The following is a 21,781-nucleotide window of genomic DNA, read 5'->3' on the forward strand; positions in this document are numbered from 1 at the left end:
GCACGTCGGGTGCCGTTCCCGAACGCAGCCCGGTCGCGTGTTTGTATGTCGGCGTTCGTTCGGAGTTTGCTCGACGGCCGGAGGCTCTCGACGGCTTTCAGAATGCGCGTTCAACGCCCTTGACGCTCAGACGCGCTCTCGATGCAGCGGGAGCTTCTGATCGCCCGCGAGGCAGCAGGCACCTCTCGAACTCCGCGCGTAACTCGTTTGCGAGACTTCGGCGATTGAGGAAGAGGCCGTATGGCACCGAGCCCGCTCGGATCTCAGGCGCAAACGGTCCGACATCGCTACGGCTTTCTGTCGCGGGCCGCCGAACACGAGATTGTCGATTTTCATCCTGTATGTATCCTGTCGGTTTGCATACATCGTCGTCTGTGATGATACGGTCGCTCCCGCTCGCCCAGCACACGCTGTTTGCCGACCTCTTGCAACAGAGCGCGGACGAGCTGTTCGACCCAGAATTCCCGGAAAACGGCAGCGTCCTCGTCCGGCCCGGCCGAGCAGGCGCGCCGTCCGGCCACGTGTATTATCAAGGCTATCGCCGAGCTGGCGGCGAGGCCGATCGAGGTCAACGCTTTGCTCGCTTCGTCGGACGCTCTGACGACCCAGGTGTCATGGCGTGGGTCGTGCGGTTCCAGCGGATCAAAGCTGTCCGAGCCGAGCGCACAATCACCGTACGTGCGCTGATCGGATCTGGGGTACCGCGACCCGACAGGATCATCGGGCGGGTAATCGAGGCCTTGGCTAGGGCTCGCCTGTTTTCCAACGGCGCGGTCCTCCTCGGCACTGCCGCCTATCAGACCTACGGTGGCGTCCTCGGAGTGCGGCTATCCAGAGCCTTCAGCAGGCCAGCCGAGCACGACGAGGGTCGATCAGCCCGGATTGCGCTGCGCGCGGCAGATCAGATCCCTGACCTCTTCGCCGCGCTTCGCGGCATCGATCCGAGCTTCGCATCCTTCGCCAGCCCGGCGGACGTGGTCGGCACGACGCGCTTTCGGAATGCGAGCCACCTACAGATCCATGTCCATGTCGCGAGCGAACTGGCGATCCTCGTCGACGACGCGGTTCAGTCAATCGTCCTGCACGGTCCGGGGATCCCAGTAAAAGTTCCGGCCCCCGAGCGCTGGGTCGTTAACACACTGCTCGGACAGGGATGGTGCATCAACGGCACAGACGATCCGAACCAAGCGTTTGCCCGGGCAGCCGAACTGATCGAGGCCTTGAGCATGGTCGGACGGGAGCACGCTCTCGCGAGAGCGTTCGACGCGGCTTGGGACTGCGCCTTAAAATGGAACGTAGATCTCCGAGCGAGCGTGCAACACCTCCCCTCGCCCGCACGTACGATCCTCGAAGCGCACGCCGGAATTCGAGAGGCAAGCAGCACCCCGTCAAAGCCGCGCCAGGCCTCTGACGTTTAACACCCGGAGGCGAGATTGAACGGATCGGGTCCAGCCTCGCACAGCCCCGAGGACACACAGACCATTGAGGTGAGCCGAAGGGATCCTTGCCATACAAGGCGATCGGCGTGTGGAAGCCGGCCGTGCTTCGGGGGCGTGCTCGGCCCTGCCGTTAACCACGAGAGGCGCGAAGCACCATCGCGGGCTTCGACGGCCAGGTTGCCGCAGAGAAGATCTTCTCAGGGCGCTGGGCGCCTTCTGTGAGCACGGCTCTCCAATAGGGCCTCCTCGCTCAGTGTAAGGCCGATCGCCCCAGATGCAGTCCGAGTGAATTCGATCCCGGCTTCGCGGAATGTGGCCGCTATCTTCTTCAGTGTTTCTTCCTTCGCGCTGTGGATGCCATGTTCATAATTTATGAGTGAACGGCGCGATAGGCCGATGCGCGCTGCCAAATCATCCTGAGACCAACCCAGCATGGCACGTGCTGCTCTGACCTGCTCGGGCTGAATATTAATCAACGAAGTCTACCAGCAACGCTTGATTATCCACGTTACTGCACAAAATGTGCAATTCGGGCGCGGCCGCATTACATCATTGTTGTCGCCAACAACTGTGGTGCAGACCATGTCGAAAAATCTCCATCTCGATCAACTCGCCAGCCTGCTGGAGCAGACTGGCGATTATCGCGTGCTGCGTCGGCTGACGCCGCGCGCAACCTACGATCAAACTGCTGACCCTGCGGTGGCGCGCGGCGTCTTCCTGGATCTCGAGACTACGGGACTCGATCCCGAGATGCACGAGGTCATCGAAATCGCCCTGGTACCATTCACCTACTCGGCTGACGGCCGGATTCTGAACGTGGAGGAGCCGTACTGTTCGTTTCAAGACCCCTTCATGCCGATCTCGCCGGAGATCACCAAGCTGACCGGCATCACGCCCGAAATGGTCCAGGGCTCGATGATCGATGTGGCCGAAGTCGAGAGGATCATCGCCGACGCATCCTGGATCTGCGCTCATAACAGCCGTTTCGACAGACCCTTCGCCGAACAGATCACGCCCGCCTTCGCGCGGAAGCGATGGGCTTGCTCTCTGACGCAGGTGCCCTGGAAGGAGGAAGGATTCGGCGGAGCTAAGCTCGGTTATCTGCTGGCGGATCTCGGCTTCTTCGCCTCGTTCCACCGCGCGCACGAAGACTGCCTCGCGGCCATCGAAATCCTGTCGCGGCGGTTGCCGAAGTCCGAAACCACCGCCTTCGCCAAGCTCATTGAGGCCGCGGAGGCGCCGGTCTACCGGGTCTGGGCGTCGCTCGCGCCGTTCGAGCGGAAGGACGCGCTCAAAACACGTGGGTATCGCTGGAACGGGGCGCCCAATCCGGGCCGACCGAAGGCTTGGTATCGCGACTTGCCCGAGGATCTCGTCGGCTTGGAGTTCGAGTATCTGCGCCGCGAGATCTATGGCTACGACGCAGATATACTGGTCACTGAGGTCACGCCTTACGACCGCTTCTCGAACCGCATCTGACCTGAATGGGAGGTCCGCATTGGACACCTGCCACAGCTTCCGCACGCTCAGGCGCGAAGGACGAGCGCCGGTGCGCTGCGATGCAGTAACCTTGGTCGTCGACGCGTACACAAACTGGGTTGCCCGAGAGGAACTCAGAAGCTCGGAGGCAAGCCGCGCCGTCTGGCTACGCGGCCCCGGTCGTCCCACCCGCATTGATCGGCTCGCGACGGCTCTCCGCGGGCTCGCGCACGAGGACGCGCGCGACGCGTCGGCGGGCGAACCTCGCTGATCCACCGCCGCGCGGATCCGGAACAGCGCGGGTCGTTGCTGTAACCCTCGCGCTCTCACCAAAGCTCCAACCCAGATCGCGCTGAGACCGACGTCGCCGCGAACGCGGGCGGCGAACGGGACAGGGCGGCTGCACGGATCTCACGATATCACCCGCAGGAGTGGCTCGTCATGTACGCACATATGCGTCTCATTCCGATCCCGGTTATTTCCATCCCAGATCCCAGCAATTCTGCCGATCGGCGATCAATCCCACTGCGAGGCTGGCCGAAGGGCACGACACGATCGAACGCGGGAAGCGGCCGTGCCGTCCCAAACGGCGGCGGAGCGGGCGGTTGCCGCGTCTTCCGGACGGAGGTGTTCGATGCACTCTGGAAAGACGTCGTCGTACCGCGAGCGTCGCTGATGAACAGGCCAATCACGTCCGAGACGCGACGGCGGCTTTGGCTGAACGGGATCAGTCACCTTTGCGCCTCCGATCCCAGGCTCTACAAGTCGACAGCTCACGACCTCGAACGCATCATCGCAATCCTGAGCCCGGTGATCGGCCGGATCGAGGCCGATCTAAAGCCGCCTGGTAATACTTCGGAAACCCATGGACCAAGCCTGGATGGCCGACGGCGTCCGCCAACTGCTGCGACGCTTGCCCGATGGTTGCGGGAAGATCGGAATGGACTCGTACCCGCTCTAGGTCTGTCATCAAAGCTCGACGGCACCGATTCGGCTGAAACCGCTTCCGGCTAATCTTCCTTCGACAACAGCAGCTGCGTCAAACCGGCGCAATCTAGTGGCTGCTAGCCCGACGGCAGCAGGTCTTGCCGTTACTCAACCCCTTCTTGCGTTATCTTCAGCAGTTCTTGCGCGATCTAAGGCCGTTCTTGAGGGTTTTTCAAGTAAAGGCCATGGCCAAGCTAGGTCATTGTCGGGACAAAAGGCGGTTCTGAACGCTCCCGGATCATTGACTCGACGGCAGGGCTGAGTCGTTCTTTGCGGACACCACGAAGGAGATCCCGATGTAGCTTTGTGCCCCACGATCCGCTCCGCTGGAGGGCGCGGTCACCGACCGCGCACCTCCAGGGCTGGCCGCTTCGCACGATCCGCCAACGTTCCAAGGCGTCGGAGCGTGCGCTGTACATGATCACCGCCGCCCAAGGGGCATGCGGTATCGGCTGGCCGAGGACGCTGATCCGGTACGGGTCACCCCGTATCGTCGTCGCCCCAATCGATCCAACCCCCCAGTCCGCTCCTACAACCACATCGGCAAGACCGGTGGGTCGAAGGATGCTGGCTGAACAGCCGAACCTGCACGAGGATTCGCATGGGTTCGTCAGCCTCGCAAGCCCGTCTTGGGCGAGTGAGCCTGCGTCACCTCGACTCCCCCGCAGGTCGATCGGCTCCCCCTCGAATGAGGACGGCGCCCGTCGGGCCTTCAGCCTGACTGAGCGCCGCCTCCAACCGTGACGCGCCGGGCGATGCCGGCGCTGTCCTGGCGCACGAGGTCGGCCCATGCTTCGGAATCGCACCGTATCGTTCGACGATCAGCGGGACTGGCCGCTGCCATTCTCTGAAAGCCTCCCCAGTCTCTCCAGCCGCACGCTGCCACGCCGGTCGCGGGTCTCTGCCATCGGGCAACTCGTCACCACGACAGACCAGCGACGCGTGGTGTTTCAGAGCATGATCGAGTGCCATTCGGCCTTGCACCTGCTGGCCGATCCCGAGGTGGAGACGCTGATCGATCAGCCGCCGGCCATCACCTACACGCGAGGCGGTCGGCAGCATCTGCACACCTTCGACTTCTTGGCCGTTCTGCGCAGCGGCCAGCGCGTCGCCGTGGCCTGCAAGGCCTCGATTCGTGCGGAGTTGAAGGATCTCGCCGGCTTCTACAGGAGCATCGCCCACCAGATCCCACGCAGCTTCGCGGACCGGATCGTCATCTTCACCGAGCTGAGCTTCTCGCAGGCTGACATCTACAACGTCGGCCTGCTGCACGACTGCCGGCGCGACGGTCCGGGATCTTCCGACGCCGCGATCGCCCAGTACGTCGGACGCCTGTACGGGCGAACCACAATCGCCAGTCTCGTCGAAGCGACGGGCCTGGGCGCCGACGCGTTCCGTGCCGCGATCCGCGCGATCGGAGATCGCACGCTGCTGCCAGTCCACGCCGGCCGCTGGGATTACAACACCCGGGTTGCGCCGCCTGTGGGGACGGAGGTTGCCGCGTGACCCAGCTCGAACGGACGATCCCACGCTACGAGCTCGGTCGCTATGACCAGATCATCCTCCCCGACGGTCTGGCCTACACCTGCCCGCGCTCGCTTCCGGATCACTACGTACTGGTGCAGGTGGGCAGCAACCTCGCCCAGGAGATCACCTTTGCCGAATTCGAGGCGTTCCGGCGATCGCCGAAGTTCCAGCACAACCGGGACTACTACAGCCTCGGGCACGTCGAAGCTCGGGCCCGTTCCGGCGTCGCCTCGGTCCTGGACCTGCCGCGGGACGAACTCGCGGTCGTGCTCTTCCGGGAAGCCTGCGTCGAGGATCTAATCGACCTCCACGCCGACGGGCAGACCACCATCGACGATGCCGCGATTCAGAAGGTTCTGGGTGAGATCGAGCGTCGCGTCACCGCACGCGGCCTGTCCGAGCACATCGTGGTCGTCGAGGATCGGCGCGGCGAGGCCCTGGAGCGCAAGGTCGAAAAGCGACGGCGCTATGTGACCACGACGCTGACCTTCAGGTTCCCGAAAGCCCGGACGCTGCGGGAATGGTACCGCGTCTATCAAACCTGCGGCTGTCTCGCGTATGCCCTGCGCGACCGCCTGCGCCATTGCGGCAATCGGGTGCCGCGCAAGAACCCCGACGTGCTCGCGCTGATGCACGAGCACGTCCACAACTACATGTCCGAGACGAGGCCCACGCAGAAGGCCTGCTACAAGGCGTTCTGCCGCGCGCTGGAGAAGTCCGGGTTCAAGCCTCGCGCAGGCGAGGATCCCGAGGCCTACCAAATCTCGTTCACCACATTCTCCGCGGCCGTGCGGGTGCTGCCGAAATTCGAGGTCTGCGTCGCGCGCCGCGGGCTGCCGTTCGCGCTCCGACGCTTCAAGGCGGTGACCCAGACCTTCGGAGCCCACCGGATCGGCGAGCTCGTGCAGATGGACGAATGGCAGGTCTCGCTCATGAGCCTGTGCGTCCGGTCCGGCGCCTGGAAGCTGATGAGCCTCGCCGAACGCAAGCTGGTCCGGCGGGAGCGGCGCTGGCTCGCGGTCGTGCTCGACGTCGCTTCGCGCTGCATCCTCGCGATGCGCCTGAGCCGCACGGTGACCGCGGAGTCGAACCTGCTGACCTTGCGGATGATGCTGAACGACAAGACCGCCGTCGCGCAGGCCGCCGGATGTCGCACCCCGTGGGACTACACGGCGCATCCGCTCACACTCCGTAACGACACCGGGCCGGCCTACGTCTCCGACCGCTTCAAGCTGGCCACCGCCGACTTGAGGATCCTCAACGTCTCGCCGCCGGCTGGAATGCCCGAATTACGCCCGCACATCGAGCGGCTATTCGGCACGATCCGGACGGGCCTGATGGGCTACTTCACCGGCCAGACGTTCGCGAACGTGACCGACAAAGGCGACTACGATGCGGAGGCGCGGGCTAGCCTAACGCTCGATCAGCTCTGCGACCTGATGATCCTCTGGTTCGTCGACGTCTATCACAACATCCCGCACGAAAATCTTGGCGGCAAGACGCCCAGACAGCGCTGGACTGAGCTCGAGGCCCTGTACAAGCGCGGGCCGGTGCCGCCCGGGCCCCACGACCAGCGCGCAATCTTCGGCATCACGGTCCGGCGCACGCTCAACAATCGCGGCATCCGGGTCATGGGCTTGTACTATCTCTCGCCAGCTCTGGTGCGGCACTTCCGCGATCACGAAGAGGTCGAACTCGACGTCCGGATCGATCAAGACGATCTGGGCTGGATCTCCGTACGCATCGGAACGGAGTGGCACCACGCGAAGTGTCGAACGCCTGGCTTTGATGGCGTTTCGGCCGTCGCCTGGCAACGCAGCGTGAAACAGGCCCGCATCGATGCCGGTCCCGGTCAGCACGAGGCGCGGGCGATCGCAGAGGAGGCCCTCGATCGGATACGATCCAGTGCCAACGCGGCCCACGCTCAGGCCGCGCTGACCGGCATCGTCCTCGATCCCAAGAGAGTGGAGCGGATCGAGCGCGGGACCATTCGCACCCTCGAGATCCTCGACGACGAGCACGGGGCGCCGACCGACCTGGAGGATCTCTCCCGCGGCATCCCCGTGACAGGCCCCGCGGAGCCACCGATGAACGACACGCTCGTGCAGCCTGAGCGGACCTCACCGCCCGAGGTGACGGACGAGGACGATCAGGGCCTCTGGCAAGTGCGGAGGCCGACGTGACGGTGCCCAATGCCCTCGCGACGATACGCGCCGGCCTCCGGCCGGCCGACCTCGACGTCGTCGCCACCATGGAACGCGTCAAGGCGACCTACTTCGCGACGCCGACACACGGCGCGGTCGAGAAACAGCTCAACGTCGTCCTGCAGCAGCTGCTCGAGCGCCGTGATCCGGCCCTGCCGGTGGGGCCGGACAACGTCGTCGAGGCGCGCGGCTTCGTCCTCAGCGGGCAGGCCAGGGCCGGCAAAAGCCGGGCACTGAGCGAGGTCTTCCGCGGTCACCCGAGCCTTCCAGGCTACGGAGATGCGAGGGCCGATTGTCCGCTGGTCACGGTCGTCCCCCAGGGCGCCTGCACGCTCGGCCGATTCGGCCAAGACGTCTTCGAGCAACTCGGACTGCCGATCGTCAACATTCCCACCGGCAAGAATTACGAGCTGAAGCTCGCGCACATGATCCGGAATCGACTGAAAATTCGCGGCATCAAAATTCTCCACGTTGACGAGGCGCATCACGTCACGGAGCCGGCGAATAAGACCGAGATCAAGAAGATTATCAACATGTTCAAGTACCTCATGATCTACTTGGATTGGCCGGTTGCAGTCATACTTTCCGGTATTCCGGAGCTGGTGAGCGCGATCCGGAAGGACCCGCAGCTCTCTGGTCGCATGGCGTTCACGGCCGCCACCGGCCTCGTTCCGAAGACGGATTACCGCCGCATCGAGCATGTCGTCGGTGAGCTGGCGAGCGTCGCAGGGTTGTCGATCGCATCCGGAGAGCTCGCAGCTGTCGTACCCCGCCTCATCCATGCCGGGAATCGGCAGCTCGGGCGCAGCATCGAGATCACCTACGATGCGATCCGGTTCGCACTCACCGAACGCCAAGCGGCGATAAGCCTCCACACGTTTGCACGCGCTTACGTCCAATCGCGCGGGGTTGCGCCCGAGCACAACCCATTCGTGGCCCGAGACTGGCGGCTGACCGATCCCTTGTTGGTCCTGGAGAAGCCACCGAAGCAGCGCCTCCTGCGCGCCCAGAAGGTCAAGCGCGCGTCACTCGCAACCGACGACGATTTCGATGAGGAGGATGAGGCGTGAGCGTGCTGTGGCCTCACCTCGCCTTCCAGCCCGGCGAGACACCGGCGAGCTTCATGGGACGCCTCGCCATGCGGCACGGAATCGACGATCCCAAGCTGCTGGGCCAGATGCTCGGGATTGATTTCCGCGCGGTCGCTCAAGGGGAGCTGCGGCACCTCAAGGCCCTCGCTAGGGTCGCCGACGTCGACGCGTCCGGACTGGTGGAGAGCGCGATCCGGTTCGACCGACAGCGTGGCGGGAGCTTTCGGGGCGAGAAGCTCGCCGCATCTGCCCTGCATCGCGGCTACCGCAGGGTTTGCCCGCGCTGTCTCATCGAGGACGCCAAAGCGAGCGAGCTTCCGGCGTCGTGGGCCGCATACGGCAGAACGATCTGGACGCTCGCGGCGATCCGGACGTGCCCGGTTCACCGCCTGCCGCTGGTTGAGGTCGGCCTGCCAGCCGAACGGTCCGTCGTGCACGAATTCACCCGCTGTGTCGCACCGGCGCTCCGCGATCTCGAGCATCTCGCTGTGTCGCATGGTCCGCGTCCGCTGTCCGATTTGGAAACCTACCTCATCCGGCGTCTGGACGGCTTGAGCGGCCAGAGTGCGTGGCTGGATAGTCTGGACTGGCATGTGGCCGCGAAGCTTTGCGAGATCGTCGGCCTCGTCTCGCTGGATGGACGCCGGGCGAAGATCCGTGGCTGTCCCGAAAGCCATTGGCAGGCCGCCGGGCATGCCGGTTTCGCGATTGTCTCCGCGGGACCGGACGGATTGCATGCCTTCATAGACGATCTCTACAGGACCTACCGTCCGCACACGTCGGCGCTGGCCCACGGTCGTAAGCTGTTCGGAACCTTCTACGAATGGTTGACCAGCGCCGGGCGCCGGTCCGACTTCGAGCCGGTGCGCATCCTCGTGCGCCGATCGATCGCACAGATCATGCCCCTCGGCGCCGGCGACAAGATCCTCGGTTCCACGATCGAGGTGCGGACGCTGCACTCGATCCGAACCCTCTCGATCGCTACCGGCCGAGACCCCCGTCGCCTACGGAAGATCCTCTTCGCTGTCGGGCTGGCCGCCGCAGAACAGCACGAAGACTGGGACCATCACATCGTCTTCGACGCCGCCACGGCAGAGCGCGTCGTCGCTGAGTACAGCGACGCCCTGACGCTACCGGACATTGCCACGCTGCTGGGTTGCTCGCTCGTGCAAGCAAAGCGCCTGGCCGCAGCCGGCTTCATCCGACCGATCCCGCTGTTTGCCGACGCGCCCGGGCTCGCACCGGTCTACGCGCGAGCGAGGATCGTCGCGTTTCGCGACGCCCTCCTGAACCATGCCGTACCGGTCGATACGGTCCCCGACCACATGTGTCCGCTCACCGACGCGGCGCGCAGGGCGAACTGTGCCGTCAAGACAATCATCCAGCTCGTCATCCGAGGCGAGCTCCCGACGATCCACCTTGATCGCAGCAAAGCAGGCTACGCCGCGTTGCTCGTCGCTCCGCGGGAGATCGCCGCCGCACTTGAGCAGCCCGATGAGGTCGATCTGCTCAAGCTGCGCCAAGTCGAACAAATCCTTCGTGTCAACGGAAAGGTGATAAGCCGGCTTATCCGCGCACGAGTCATGAAGGCGTGGTCAGGCGTCCGTCCTTCGACGCGACGACGGATCACGCTCGTCGCACGTCGTGACCTGGACGCGTTTCGGAGCCGATACATCTCTGCTTCGGAACTCGCCCGTCTCAACGCGACGAGTTGCCGAGGTATTGTCTGTTACCTCAAGGAATTGGGTATCGAACCCGAGATCAGACGCGCGCAATGCGGCGTGAGCTTCTATCTTCGAGACGCCGTTCTCAACCCAGGTGTGCAGGAACGTGTCACCGGAGTGTTGTGCAAGCGAAGAGACAGTCGGCTCGGCCGAGCGAACACGCAAGGACCTGATCCAGGGCTCCAGGCGACGATCGGCGCTTGAAGTCAGGAGCGGCTCAACGCCTCTATCCGAGCTATCGCGGACCGCCCGTCGCGTGTCGGCGACCCGCGATCTGTCGCATTCGAACACATCTCGCGACCTCACTCGCCCAGTCCAAACACGCGATCCAGACCTGTAGCTCCTGAGAAAGAAGAACGGGCCTGATCGAAGGTGCGAATAGAAGATCCAACTTCGAAATGGTCCAGGAAAGTAGCTGGCCTCTAATTTCATTAATTCGCAGCAGAGCGGATCAAAAGCAATGTTGACTCCACGGCCAGCTCAGTTATCTGTCGAAAAACTTCTGCAGATCAAAGATGCTACTTGCAGATTGCGGCAGGAAATCTTGTGCGAACGGCTGCTGGATCGAGAGATACTGAAACAGCAAGTCGTCGCGAACCGGCTCGGCGTTAGTCAGACCGTCGCCCGTGAAGCTTTCAAGCGGCTGATCGTCGAAGGGTTTGCCAAAATCAATTGGCGTGGGCTGCCGGAGGTCGTGGCCTTGAATCATCTCGAAGTCTGGGAACTAACCACTAGACGCGAACTGATCGAAGAATTCGTTCTAGCGCTATCGATACCGAATATGTCAGGTACGGATTTTATCAAATTTGATACCATCATGAGCCGTGTTGATCTCATGAAACCGGCATCTGTCAACATGGAATATGCAACAGAACTTTATCGAGCGATTTTCGCTCCAGCCCGCAACAACGATGCAATCGGCGAGGTATATAATTTGAGATTAAAATTCGACAAATACTTGAATTACTATTGGAAAAAACCTAGAAACACTAAGTACTTTTTCGACGATTATAAGGTTATACTGGAATTATGCAAGTCTGGTGACGTCAAGTCGTCAAGAAGCGCGCTTGCACAGCACATCAGCAGCTATGGATGTGCCATTATGCTCCAGCTAAGGGAGCAATCCGGTTTTTCGGAGCTTAAATTCATTCCAGAAATCTGATAGATACAACACGTTGAACTATATAAAGGGTGCGGCGCATAACGTGAGCCTTTTGTTGAGATTTGCAATTGCCGTTCTTCGGTTGCATGACATGATATGCCTCAGTTCTCGCCTCGGGCTTGAGGCGGTTGTCGCAGTTTTTCAAAGGAAAAGCCCGGCGAGCACGTAGAACCGAGTCAAGGTCCCATGAATCTCAAACACCGGATGGGAGACTGAAGAGAATTAGTCAGGTTCAGCATCGATAGCAAATGCTGGCATCGACCGACCCTTATACTCGCTGCCAAGCCGCAATATTGCCCCTAGGGCCTTCAACTCGTTTTATCAGGCCCCTCTTGCGAAGCCGACAGAACACCCTCATCATGATGATGCCGGATGAGATGTCTGTAAGAACACGTGCCTGCGCATTCGTAATATCAGAATGTTCCTGAAGGTAGGCCAGCACCAGCTCCTCAGCAGTGGGCCATGTCACAGCAGGCTCATTGAGAGACGCCGGAAAATTCATGGATCTTGCCTCGGAATGTTGCGAGGAAAAATTATTACCTTTGAAGACTAAGGCTGCTGAGATCGGGACGACTGTGCACGTTTCGCACCTTCGAGCGCCCGAAGATGAAGTGCTTGGATACGATGTTGCCGAACTCGTTTCCAAAAAGAGTTGGCAACGCTGACTTGGCCAACGTGTTCGAAGAGTGTGGCTACTTCAGCAACCCCTAACGCTGCCAGTTCATTGAGCACCGCAGCTGGGGCGAGAATATCATCGACGTAAGCCGGCATGCCGCGCACCTCCATTGGCGTTGCGAGACTGCCGTGGCCCGATCAGGGCTACGGCAGCTCAATCTCAGTGGGCGTGCGCGCCCGCCGCCCCAATGCCGGTCTCGGAGCGCACGAACTGCGCCTCGAAGGCCGCGCGCTCGCGCTGAGCGCGCCGGGACTTGTCCATCAGGGACACGACCCAGATCGTCGCGAAGGCCAGCGGCATCGAGAACAGAGCCGGGTTGTCGTAGGGGAAGAGCGGGGCGGGATTGCCCAGCGTCGTGACCCAGACGGCCTTCGACAGCACCACCATGACCACCGCCGCCGTCAGGCCCACGAGGCCGCCGGCGAGTGCCCCCCAAGTCGTGGTACCGCGCCACAGGATCGACATGGCCAGCACCGGGAAGTTGCAGCTCGCCGCCACCGCGAAGGCGAGGCCGACCATGAAGGCGACGTTCTGGTTCTCGAACACGTAGCCGAGGTAAATCGCCACGATGCCGATCACCACCGCCGAGATCTTCGACAGGTTGACCTCGTGCTTCTCGGTGGTGCGCCCACGGGCGATCACCTGGGCGTAGAGGTCGTGGCTGATCGCCGAGGCGCCGGCCAGCGTCAGGCCGGCGACGACCGCGAGGATGGTCGCGAAGGCCACGGCGGAGATGAACCCGAGGAAGTACGGGCCGCCGACCGCGTTGGCGAGGTTGACCGCCACCATGTTGGTGCCGCCGATCATGTCCTTCAGCTTGTCGAAGGCTCCGGCCGGGCCGAGCTTGAAGTAGCTCGGATCGGACATCAGCAAGGCGATGCCGCCGAAGCCGATGATGAAGGTCAGGATGTAGAAGTAGCCGATCAGGCCAGTGGCGTAGAACACCGACTTGCGCGCGGCCTGGGCGTCCGAGACCGTGAAGAACCGCATCAGGATGTGCGGCAGGCCGGCGGTGCCGAACATCAGGCCGACGCCGAGCGAGATCGCCTCGATCGGGTTCGACACGAGGCCGCCCGGCGCCATGATGGCGTCGCCCTTCGGGTGGACCTGCACGGCGCTGGCGAACAGCACCTCCGGGTTGAAGCCGTACTTCAGCAGAACCGCGCCGGCCATGAAGGTCGCGCCGCCCAGGAGCAGGCAGGCCTTGATCACCTGCACCCAGGTGGTCGCCTTCATGCCGCCGAAGGCGACGTAGACGATCATCAGGACGCCGACGATGATCACCGCGTAGAGGTAGGGCAGGCCGAACAGGAGCTGGATCAGCTTCCCCGCGCCGACCATCTGGGCGATCAGGTAGAAGGCCACCACCACCAGCGTGCCCACCGCCGAGATGATGCGGATCGCGGTCTGGTCGAGGCGGAAGCTCGCCACGTCCGCGAAGGTGAACTTGCCGAGGTTGCGCAGGCGCTCGGCGATCAGGAACAGCACGATCGGCCAGCCGACCAGGAAGCCCGTGGAGTAGATCAGCCCGTCGAAGCCCGAGGTGTAGACGAGGCCGGAGATGCCGAGGAACGAGGCCGCCGACATGTAGTCGCCGGCGATCGCCAGCGAGTTCGTGCCGGCCGAGATGCCGCCGCCGGCCGCGTAGAAGTCGGCGGCCGATTTGGTGCCCTTGGCCGCCTTGTAGGTGATGCCGAGCGTCAGCAGCACGAAGAACAGGAACATCAGGATGGCCGGCCAGTTCGTGGCCGATTGCTGCACGGCACCGAGATCCGGACCGGCGGCGTAGGCCGCGCTCGCTGCGATCACGGCGAGCGTCAGGCCGAGGAAGAGGCGGTTCATCGGGCGACGCTCCGCTTCAGGGCGTCGCTCAGCGCGTCGAACCGGGTGTTGGCCCGGGCCACGTAGACGCCCGTGAGCGCGAAGGCGAACAGGATCACGAACACGCCTGCGAACAGTCCGAGGGAGGCCGTGCCGCCGACCTTCACGGCGAGCAGCGACTTGTCGAAGGCGATCAGGCCGATGAAGCCGAAATAGACCACCAGCATCAGGATCGTCAGCGTCCAGGCGAACCGGGTGCGCTCGCCGACGAGCTGCTGGAACATCGGGTCTTGAACGATTGTGGCGTATGCGCTGCCCGCGTTAGCTGGGGGTTGGGGCGTAGGACCGCGCGCTGCGAATGTTCGGCCTGTCATGTCGACCTCTATCAGGGGTTCAGGTCTGATCGGAAGAGGCCCGGCCGGTGGCCGGGCCAGTTGGCGCCCCTGTGGGTCTGAGATCGGGAGGGCGCGAAACCAGAGTGACAGCCTCAGAAGCGATAGCGCAGGCCTACGCTGACGGTGTGATCGTCGCCGCCGGAACGGGCGAAGCTGGTCGAGCCGGTCAGCACGCCGCTCAGCCCGTTGCCGAAATCTAGATCCAAGCCGCCTGCGACCCGTCCGTACACGTCATCGCTCCGCCGCCCAGTCTGCGTGCGGATCAGCAGCGTCGGCGCGTAGGTCTGGAATGAGGTTACCGTGCGCACACCATCTAGGAAATCGTGCTGTGCCGTCACGTTCAGGAACGGGCTTGCCAGTCCTCCAAAGATCGGGAGAGTCGAACGGATCTGGATGCCGCCGCCGGCCGTCAGGCCCTCTAGGTTTTGCTGGCGGGTGCCGATGGTCAGCAGCGCGTCACCGCGCTCTCGGTACGCATCGACGCTGACGTTGGCGTAAGCCATTTCGCCCACCGGACCGGCCTTGAAGGTGCCGAAGTCGAATAGGTAGCCGGTCCGCGCCGCCACGGTAAACACGTCGCCGGACGGCGATGCGGTCAGGCGATCGTTCATCACCCCCGGCCGGTCAAGGGTGTAGTTGTTGTGGCCGTAGGTGCCGACCACATCGGCGAAGAAGTTTGGAAATGACAGCGAGGCGAAACCGGCGCCCTGAAAGCTGTCCATATCGATTCGTCCATTGGTCGGGCCGCGCAGATCGACGCTGGTGTTGAGATAGTTGAAGGCGGCGCCGAGCACGAGATTAGGTGTAGCTTGATAGAGAAGGCCAGCGGTGACACCGCCGAAGTCAGCGCTAAAGGTGTTGCCGGTGCTGCCACCACCCTTTTGGTTCTGCGCTGTGCGGTCGACGTTGAGGTAGGTGCCGAGCGCGAACAGCGACAGCGGGCTTCCGACTTGAACTGGAACGGTAACCGGCGGGACTGTGCGGCCAGGGAGATCCGCAGTGTAGGTGGCGGGCACCGACATCGCCATGTTACGGCGGCGCTCGGCGCTGAGGAAGTCGATCAAGGTTGAGGAGAAGGCCAGGCCGGCGCTCTGGCCGAGATCGCCCTGCGGTCCAATCGTCAGCGGCGCGTTCAATTGGTTGGCCACGAAGGCGGCGATATATTGGTTCGTCCGACCCGTGTTGTGGATCCCGCCCGGCGAAATGTACTGGTTCTCGATCGCACCGCCGTTCAAGGTTCCGTTGGCCCGGCAGTTCGGCACCATGGCGCAGGGTGTGTTGGCATCAGGCCCATAGCCGTAGGCGGTCGGATTAGCGCGCAGGCGCGTGATCAAGGCATCAACGTCAAAAAGATGAACGTTGAGACCCGCTGCGGAGAGCGGCGTCAGCGCACCCGGAAGCTGCGCGTTCACGGCAGAGGCCAGATCCCGGTTGCCAAACGGGATCGCCATACCAGCGTAGGTTAGCGTGTCGTAACGATCCGTCTTCTGGTTGAAAACCACGAAGTTGCGGGCGCCGGCGCTGGCTAAGGTTTCAATACCGGACACAGTATTAGCGATGATGGTGTTCACGCCGGCCAGACGCACCGACTGTGGCGCAGCCCCCGCAGCAGGAATACCACTCAAGTCATTGTAGCCTGCCCAGATGTTCAGAACATCGCGGGAGCTGAAGCGACCAACCTGAGCGACAGCTTGGTCAACTTGGTCAAGAAAACCGTAGGCGAAATTGGGTGACACGAACGCATTGGCCGGCTCGCGCGCACTGGTCGAAGATCCAATGGCGAACTGGTTGGCCGCAACGTAGGGTGCTCCGACTAGACCTGGAAGAACTTCAAGGAAATTTGGTGCGTTTGACGCTCGATTACCATCATAAACGTTGCCGCCAACCAAGGTCTTGAAAAAACCATTGCCACCGGAATTGATATCGCTCGTCGATCTCGCAATACGGCCGGTGTCCGATAGACTATCTCCGAAACTATAATAGTTCTTGAAGTAAGCCTGTTGTGACAATGCTGGAGCAGATGTCGACAAAACGGTCGAAAGCGCCAGCGTGAATCTTAGACGTGCAAACATGAAGCCCCCCTTGAGGAATTTTTTTGCAAGGGGATGTTTGGTCGCGGCGCGCGATTTCGTCTTCTGTCATTCGGACGAGATTTCGAAATCTGGACATGGCCCGCAGGATTTTCCTGCACAATCTACCGCTTGTTGCGGAAATGTGACGGCGACGCGCCGGCGAGCCTTCTGAACGTGTCGGTCATATGTGCCTGATGAGCAAAGCCAACAGCCAACGCTATTTCTTGAAGGCTCATCTGATCATTTCGGATCAGTAGCTTTGCTCGCTCGATCCTTCGCAAAAGAATGTAGCGGTGAGGCGGATACCCTGTAGCGGCTCGGAAAATTCGGCATAGTTGGCGTACGGTAACTGCGCTCTCAGCAGCCATAGCCTCAAGTGTAATCGGTAGCTCAATGTGCGCTTCAATCCAGTCGCACAGCCGCTGCACGCGCGCATTTACCGTTGGTGAAGTGATATCGTCCGGCGCAGCCAATCCAATCTCATCATAGAGCTGCTGAACAATCGAGGACGCAATAGCTTCGCCTAAGGCTGGGCCGCTTCGATGACCGGTAACTACGTCAACATGTAGGGCGCGCAACAAGTGTCCGATCGCCACCCGAGTACCGTTAGCGGGTCGGAGCTCGCTCGATCGGAAAACGCGCCCAGATAACCGCTCGACAGTACTTGGTTTGAGGAAGAGGTGCCATCCCCGCTGCGTCCCCTTCCACCGTCCGACGCCAACATCTCCAGGAAATGACAGTTGTGGGTCAGTTGGGTGATCGAGAAATGAGTGACCACTCAAGCCTCGCGCAATACGCATCGGGCCGAGCGTCATCGAGACCGTGAGGCTTGTTGTTACACTCTCGAACGTGCCTTCTCCAAACACCTGAACTTCTTGGAAGTGAAAATCATGCCAGCCTGACTTTCCGCTGTGCACGACAATCCTGCGCCGATCGGGCGGCGACGCCTTGAGAAATCCGGCATCAGACATAACCGGTCTGCCCGGCTACAGATCGATCGAAAATCGACCGAGGACTGCCGACCAAACGGCTTGGATCGACGGCAATTGGGAGAGTCATCAAATCGGTGCCCTACTCGCTAAGAGGCGATGACGAAGAGATATGTTGCAAGATCGGCCTTGCGCACAATATTCTCAGACTCGGTTCGGTCTTGCTAGGGCGCCGTCCGAGCGCGACGAAACGGCTGGCGGGATGATGGGTTCGTCGGCGAAGGAGAGTGCCGATGTCCTCAGCTCTGTCCGTCGATTTGCGTCAACGCGTGGTCCAAGCCGTCGAAGCCGCCGCGGCGCGTCACCAAGCAGCTGAACGCTACGGGGTCAGTCTGGCGAGCGCCAGTCGCTGGTGCGGGCAGTTGGCCCGTGAGGGCCACGTCGCACCCAAATCGATGGGCGGCGATCAGCGCTCGCACCGGATCGAGGCTCATGCCGACCTGATCGTCTCCCTCTACGAGGCGCAGCCCGGCATCCATCTGCACGAGCTACGGACCAACCTGGCTGATCGCGGCGTCTGCCTCGCATAAAGCAGCCTCTCGCGCTTCTTCAAGCGCCACCGCATCTCGCAAAAAATCGCCAGGCCACGCGGCAAAGCAGGAGCGGCCGGACGTGAAGGCCGCGCGAGGCGTGGTTTGAGGACCAGCTCGAGTAACCGGAGCAGATTGCCGGGCGGTCAGACTGTAACGGCATTTCTGACGAGATCTGGTAGGGGCGGGATCGCGTCACCGTCCGAGATCCCGAGGCGGTCGCCGAGATAGCGGAAGAACGACACGCCGAGCTTGGCTGTCAGCGGGCGTTGAGTACTCCCTGATTGTGGGGACCAAAAGTCCCTGGTCGGTGCCCTGGCCTGAGTGCACGGCGGGCATCCGGCGCCCTCGGGCTTAGCCGTCCTCCGCTATCATGCCCGCCGATGCGTATCGGTCGGGAGCGACGAGGATGGTCCTGCTCGGAGAACTCCTCATGATCCTCGACCTGCACCGCCAGGGTCCGTCGATCACCGCCATCGCCCGCCGGACCGGGCGCGATCCGAAGACCGTCCGCAGGTACATCGCGCGCGGCCTCGAACCGCCCGCCTACGGTCCACGCCAAGCCGGACGCCCGAGCCAGCTCGCCCCCTACCTCGTGTATGCAAAGGCAATGAGCGTTGCGACCGGCGCGGTCTGTGAAGGTCTGTTCGTCCACATGCCCGTGGTGGGCACCATCGTCGAGGTTGGGGCCGTCGCGGAGGCACTCGCCGTCACAAGCGGCCCCTAGCGCGCGATCAGCTCACAAGACGCAGACCTTTCGTGTGCGGCTCAGCCGATCGAACCTGATTACGGCCGGCACCTTTGGCCGCATATAGAGCGGCGTCGGCCGCTGCAGTGAGCGCTGCTGCCTCAAGCGCCAACACCTCGGAGGCGCTTGCGACACCGCAGCTGACCGTGAGCACTGCGTGCGGCCCTGCAGCGTGGGGCATGCCCCATCCTGTCACAGCCGCCCGGATCCGCTCAGCCACGACCGCGGCGCCCGCCAAGTCAACCTCGGGCAGGACGACCGCGAATTCCTCGCCGCCGATGCGGCAGGCCGTGTCACTGGCACGGTTGGCGGCCGCCCGGATCGAGCCGGCAATCAGCCGAAGCGCCTCGTCGCCGCGCTGGTGGCCGTAGGTGTCGTTGAAGCTCTTGAAGCAATCTGCATCGATCAGCACCAACGACAGCAGCCGCCGACCGCGCAGTGCGCGGCCCCATTCCTCCGTCAACACCTCGTCGAAGCGCCGGCGGTTGCCGAGGCCGGTCAGCGCGTCCGTCGTCGCCTGCTCGGCCAAGCGGACGTTGGCGGCGACCAGCCGGGTTTCGGCCAGCTCACGACAGCGCAACTCGCGGCGAAGAAGCCAGGTCAGGGCGACTGTGACACCGCACAGGCTGAGCAACACAATGCCGAGGCTCAGCGCCGTTCGTTGCCATTCGGCGTAGATCGTGGCCGGGGCCACAGCGATGCTAAGTATGAGCGGTCCGGTGCCAAGCTGCGTGAAGGTGAAGTCCCGCTCGCCATCCCCGAGCATCGCCGGTCCTACGAAGCTCCCCTCTCGCATTGCAACCATGCGGTGATAGCTCGGCGAGCCTGCCACGCTGGTCCCAATCGCGCGTTGATCGAACGGCTCGCGCATCAGCACGATGCCTTCCGGTCCGTAAAGCATGACGGTTCCGGCATGGGCCGCGTCGACCGAAGCGAACAGGCTGCGCAGATAATCGGTCCTGATGCCACCGACCACGACACCGGCGAACGCGCCGTCCGGGTTGGACAAGCGACGGGAGAGCAGGACGATCTGCTTGCCGCTGACCTTCGAGATGGTGGGCGGGCTGACATGCAGGTCGTCATCCTCGGGGTGGGCGAGGAAGTGACGGAAATACTCGGCCTCGGACCGATCGAGCCCCTTCGGCACCAAACGATCCGAGCCGGCGACGATGACGCCGTCTGAGTTGAGGAGCAACAGGAACGCGAAGCCGGGTGCCGAGGCGGCACGATCAAACAGGATCAGTTGGCGCAACTCGGGCGAGGCTTGTGCGACGTCGGTTCGGCCGAAACTTTCGACGACGGCCTGCAGCGACAGGTCGTAGAGTTCGACGTTGCGGGCAATATCGCGGCCGAGCACCTGGACCAGGCTGCGCGCGGTCAGCTGGCTGCGATGCTCCGCGTCCAGACGCAGCTGCCAGAGCAGAAGCGCAGCCACGCCGACCAAGCCGGCGACAGTGAAGAAATTGGCCACGCCTAGCCAGAAGGCCAGGGGCCACCGAGACCCCGTGCGATCGAAATGCCCCGAGGGGCTTGTCTCAACGTCCACCACCTCGGGCCTGCGCCGCATAAGGATCCCCGCGCAGTGGGCCGCAAAACAATTACCAACCGCTTAGCGTAAAAAACGCATTTGTCCGATCATAGTCGAAAAAGGTCGGCGACGCGCAATAATGCTTCAGACAACTCCGGTGCGCGGCTATCGGTGACGGTTGTATTACTCTCGCGTGCGTTGCAGAGACAGGAGAGCATGCGAGATCGTTGCGATGGCCACCGTTCCCCGATGCCGCTCGCGGACGTTGCTTGATCCACCTGATTGTCCCGCAGTCCGAAGCCCTCCGCGAAAACCGAGGCCGGTGTCGGTCGACCGAACAGGTACCCTTGCACCTCCTCGCAGCCGTTCGCGAGTAGCCGCCGGCGCTGCGCGTCCGAGTCGATCCCCTCCGCAATCACGCTCAAATCGAAGCTGCGGCTCAACGCGATGGTCGCCCGCACGATTGCCGCATCCAGCCGGTCCCCGCACCGGTTCTGCACGAACCCAGGGGACGCGGCATTCGGCAACGGCCCTTTCAGTCAGCTTCGGCATACGGAGGTGCATCATGCATCGTGACGGTCACAGCGACCTGAGTGCGCGTGTTCATCTCCAGCTTGCGCAAAAGCTGCGTCACGTGAGATTTCACGGTCGATTCCCCGACAGCGAGGATGTGGGCGATCTGCTTGTTGCTCAAGCCTTGTCGGATGAGCGTCAGCACGCGACGTTGTTGCGGCGTCAAGCGCTCCAATCTTTCAGCGAGCAGCCGCCCTCGCTCGTCAGAACGCTGCACAGCGAGATGCGATACGAGTGGGGCTGCAACCCGGGCTCGCTTGCCCGCGACTGCCTCGATGGCCCGAACGAGCGTCTCCTTGCCTGCCGATTTCGGGACAAAAGCGGCAGATCCGTTGCGCAGAGCCTGCTGGAATGGACCAGGCAACCTGACCGACGCAATCGCCGTCCGGGATTGCCAAAGCGACGGGCAGCGCAGCACGACGATCCCGTCGTCGCCTGTCGCCTCACGTTGATCGGCACTCAGAAGAAGGAGTGTGCTCGTGCGGCGCGTTCTGAGTTGCAAGCGGGCGTCTTCCAGACTTTCCACCTCGTCGACTACGGTGTCAGGAAAGTAAAATTGCACGATCTCTGCAAGTGCATTTCGAATTATGACGCGATCGTCGACGATCAGGACCAGCATAAGCCGCTCACACCGAAACCGTCGCGCCGCGGGATTCTTGCGCGTGGCCCGAGAAGCGCGCACTTCGGCGCAACCTGCGGACGCCAAAGAGGCGAAGTCGAGTCTGTGGCGCGAACGTTGCCCGGGCCGTTGAAAGGCTTGGAGGTGCCGCGCGTACCGGAGCCCGAGGCATAGAGCCCCGGTCTGCAGCAGCCGCGTGGCGCGACCGCACCACCGT

Annotated in this window: 14 protein-coding genes and 2 pseudogenes; 9 read left to right on the forward strand and 7 right to left on the reverse strand. The window is 62.7% G+C overall.

Translation table 11 applies throughout. The features are described from left to right. The first annotated feature begins 377 nt into the window (after positions 1 to 377). From BM396_RS16015 to BM396_RS16050, 7 genes are all read left to right on the forward strand, one after another. Positions 378 to 1,418 carry a GSU2403 family nucleotidyltransferase fold protein gene (locus tag BM396_RS16015; protein ID WP_158713270.1) on the forward strand — a complete coding sequence of 347 codons (1,041 nt, stop codon included), beginning with the start codon at positions 378 to 380 and terminating at the stop codon, positions 1,416 to 1,418. Positions 1,419 to 2,021: 603 nt separating this feature from the next. Continuing rightward, the gene (locus BM396_RS16025) at positions 2,022 to 2,918 is read left to right on the forward strand and encodes a 3'-5' exonuclease (RefSeq protein ID WP_043380952.1); all 897 of its coding nucleotides are present in this window, start codon (positions 2,022 to 2,024) and stop codon (positions 2,916 to 2,918) included. Between the two features lie 1,776 nt (positions 2,919 to 4,694). Further along, positions 4,695 to 5,411, forward strand: coding sequence for a hypothetical protein (locus BM396_RS16030; protein ID WP_139239493.1), 717 nt, complete (start codon positions 4,695 to 4,697; stop codon positions 5,409 to 5,411). Then, positions 5,408 to 7,615, forward strand: a complete 2,208-nt coding sequence (locus tag BM396_RS16035) for a Mu transposase C-terminal domain-containing protein (protein ID WP_043380955.1) — start codon at positions 5,408 to 5,410, stop codon at positions 7,613 to 7,615. Before BM396_RS16030 ends, BM396_RS16035 begins: the two co-directional genes overlap by 4 nt. Then, positions 7,612 to 8,706, forward strand: a complete 1,095-nt coding sequence (locus BM396_RS16040; protein ID WP_051975980.1) for an ATP-binding protein — start codon at positions 7,612 to 7,614, stop codon at positions 8,704 to 8,706. The genes BM396_RS16035 and BM396_RS16040 overlap by 4 nt, the downstream gene beginning before the upstream one ends. Beyond that, complete coding sequence (locus BM396_RS16045; RefSeq protein WP_043380957.1) at positions 8,703 to 10,655, forward strand: TniQ family protein; 1,953 nt, start codon at positions 8,703 to 8,705, stop codon at positions 10,653 to 10,655. Before BM396_RS16040 ends, BM396_RS16045 begins: the two co-directional genes overlap by 4 nt. Positions 10,656 to 10,911: 256 nt before the next feature. Then, a complete protein-coding gene (locus BM396_RS16050) occupies positions 10,912 to 11,613 on the forward strand; it encodes a GntR family transcriptional regulator (protein WP_081948592.1) in 702 nt (233 codons plus the stop codon). A gap of 835 nt (positions 11,614 to 12,448) precedes the next feature. On the opposite strand, the gene BM396_RS16055 is transcribed toward BM396_RS16050, so the two are convergent. The 4 genes from BM396_RS16055 to BM396_RS16070 all read right to left on the reverse strand — a co-directional run bounded on the left by BM396_RS16055 (position 12,449) and on the right by BM396_RS16070 (position 17,548). After that, positions 12,449 to 14,131, reverse strand: coding sequence for a cation acetate symporter (locus tag BM396_RS16055; RefSeq protein ID WP_091994845.1), 1,683 nt, complete (start codon positions 14,129 to 14,131; stop codon positions 12,449 to 12,451). After that, positions 14,128 to 14,394: a DUF485 domain-containing protein gene (locus tag BM396_RS16060; RefSeq protein WP_051975983.1), complete on the reverse strand. Its 267-nt coding sequence runs from the start codon at positions 14,392 to 14,394 to the stop codon at positions 14,128 to 14,130. The genes BM396_RS16055 and BM396_RS16060 overlap by 4 nt, the downstream gene beginning before the upstream one ends. A gap of 203 nt (positions 14,395 to 14,597) precedes the next feature. Then, the gene (locus tag BM396_RS16065; RefSeq protein WP_081948594.1) at positions 14,598 to 16,577 is read right to left on the reverse strand and encodes an autotransporter domain-containing protein; all 1,980 of its coding nucleotides are present in this window, start codon (positions 16,575 to 16,577) and stop codon (positions 14,598 to 14,600) included. 122 nt (positions 16,578 to 16,699) lie between these two features. Further along, a complete protein-coding gene (locus BM396_RS16070; protein ID WP_081948595.1) occupies positions 16,700 to 17,548 on the reverse strand; it encodes an AraC family transcriptional regulator in 849 nt (282 codons plus the stop codon). 251 nt (positions 17,549 to 17,799) lie between these two features. Between BM396_RS16070 and BM396_RS32200 the strand changes: the two are divergent. Both BM396_RS32200 and BM396_RS16075 read left to right on the forward strand, forming a co-directional pair. Next, positions 17,800 to 18,218 (forward strand): annotated as a pseudogene (locus BM396_RS32200) (IS630 transposase-related protein); the annotation flags it as partial. Positions 18,219 to 18,505: 287 nt separating this feature from the next. Beyond that, positions 18,506 to 18,655 (forward strand): annotated as a pseudogene (locus tag BM396_RS16075) (helix-turn-helix domain-containing protein); the annotation flags it as partial. Positions 18,656 to 18,830: 175 nt separating this feature from the next. Here BM396_RS16075 and BM396_RS16080 read toward each other — a convergent pair. From BM396_RS16080 to BM396_RS16090, 3 genes are all read right to left on the reverse strand, one after another. Beyond that, on the reverse strand, positions 18,831 to 20,315 hold the full coding sequence (locus BM396_RS16080; RefSeq protein WP_158713271.1) for a sensor domain-containing diguanylate cyclase: 1,485 nt from the start codon (positions 20,313 to 20,315) through the stop codon (positions 18,831 to 18,833). Between the two features lie 164 nt (positions 20,316 to 20,479). Then, a complete protein-coding gene (locus BM396_RS16085; protein WP_274927669.1) occupies positions 20,480 to 20,872 on the reverse strand; it encodes an EAL domain-containing protein in 393 nt (130 codons plus the stop codon). Between the two features lie 35 nt (positions 20,873 to 20,907). Then, positions 20,908 to 21,564, reverse strand: coding sequence for a LuxR C-terminal-related transcriptional regulator (locus BM396_RS16090; RefSeq protein WP_081948597.1), 657 nt, complete (start codon positions 21,562 to 21,564; stop codon positions 20,908 to 20,910). Positions 21,565 to 21,781 lie beyond the last annotated feature (217 nt).

The organism is Methylobacterium sp. UNCCL125, from assembly GCF_900116795.1.
GTDB classification, from domain to species: domain Bacteria; phylum Pseudomonadota; class Alphaproteobacteria; order Rhizobiales; family Beijerinckiaceae; genus Methylobacterium; species Methylobacterium fujisawaense.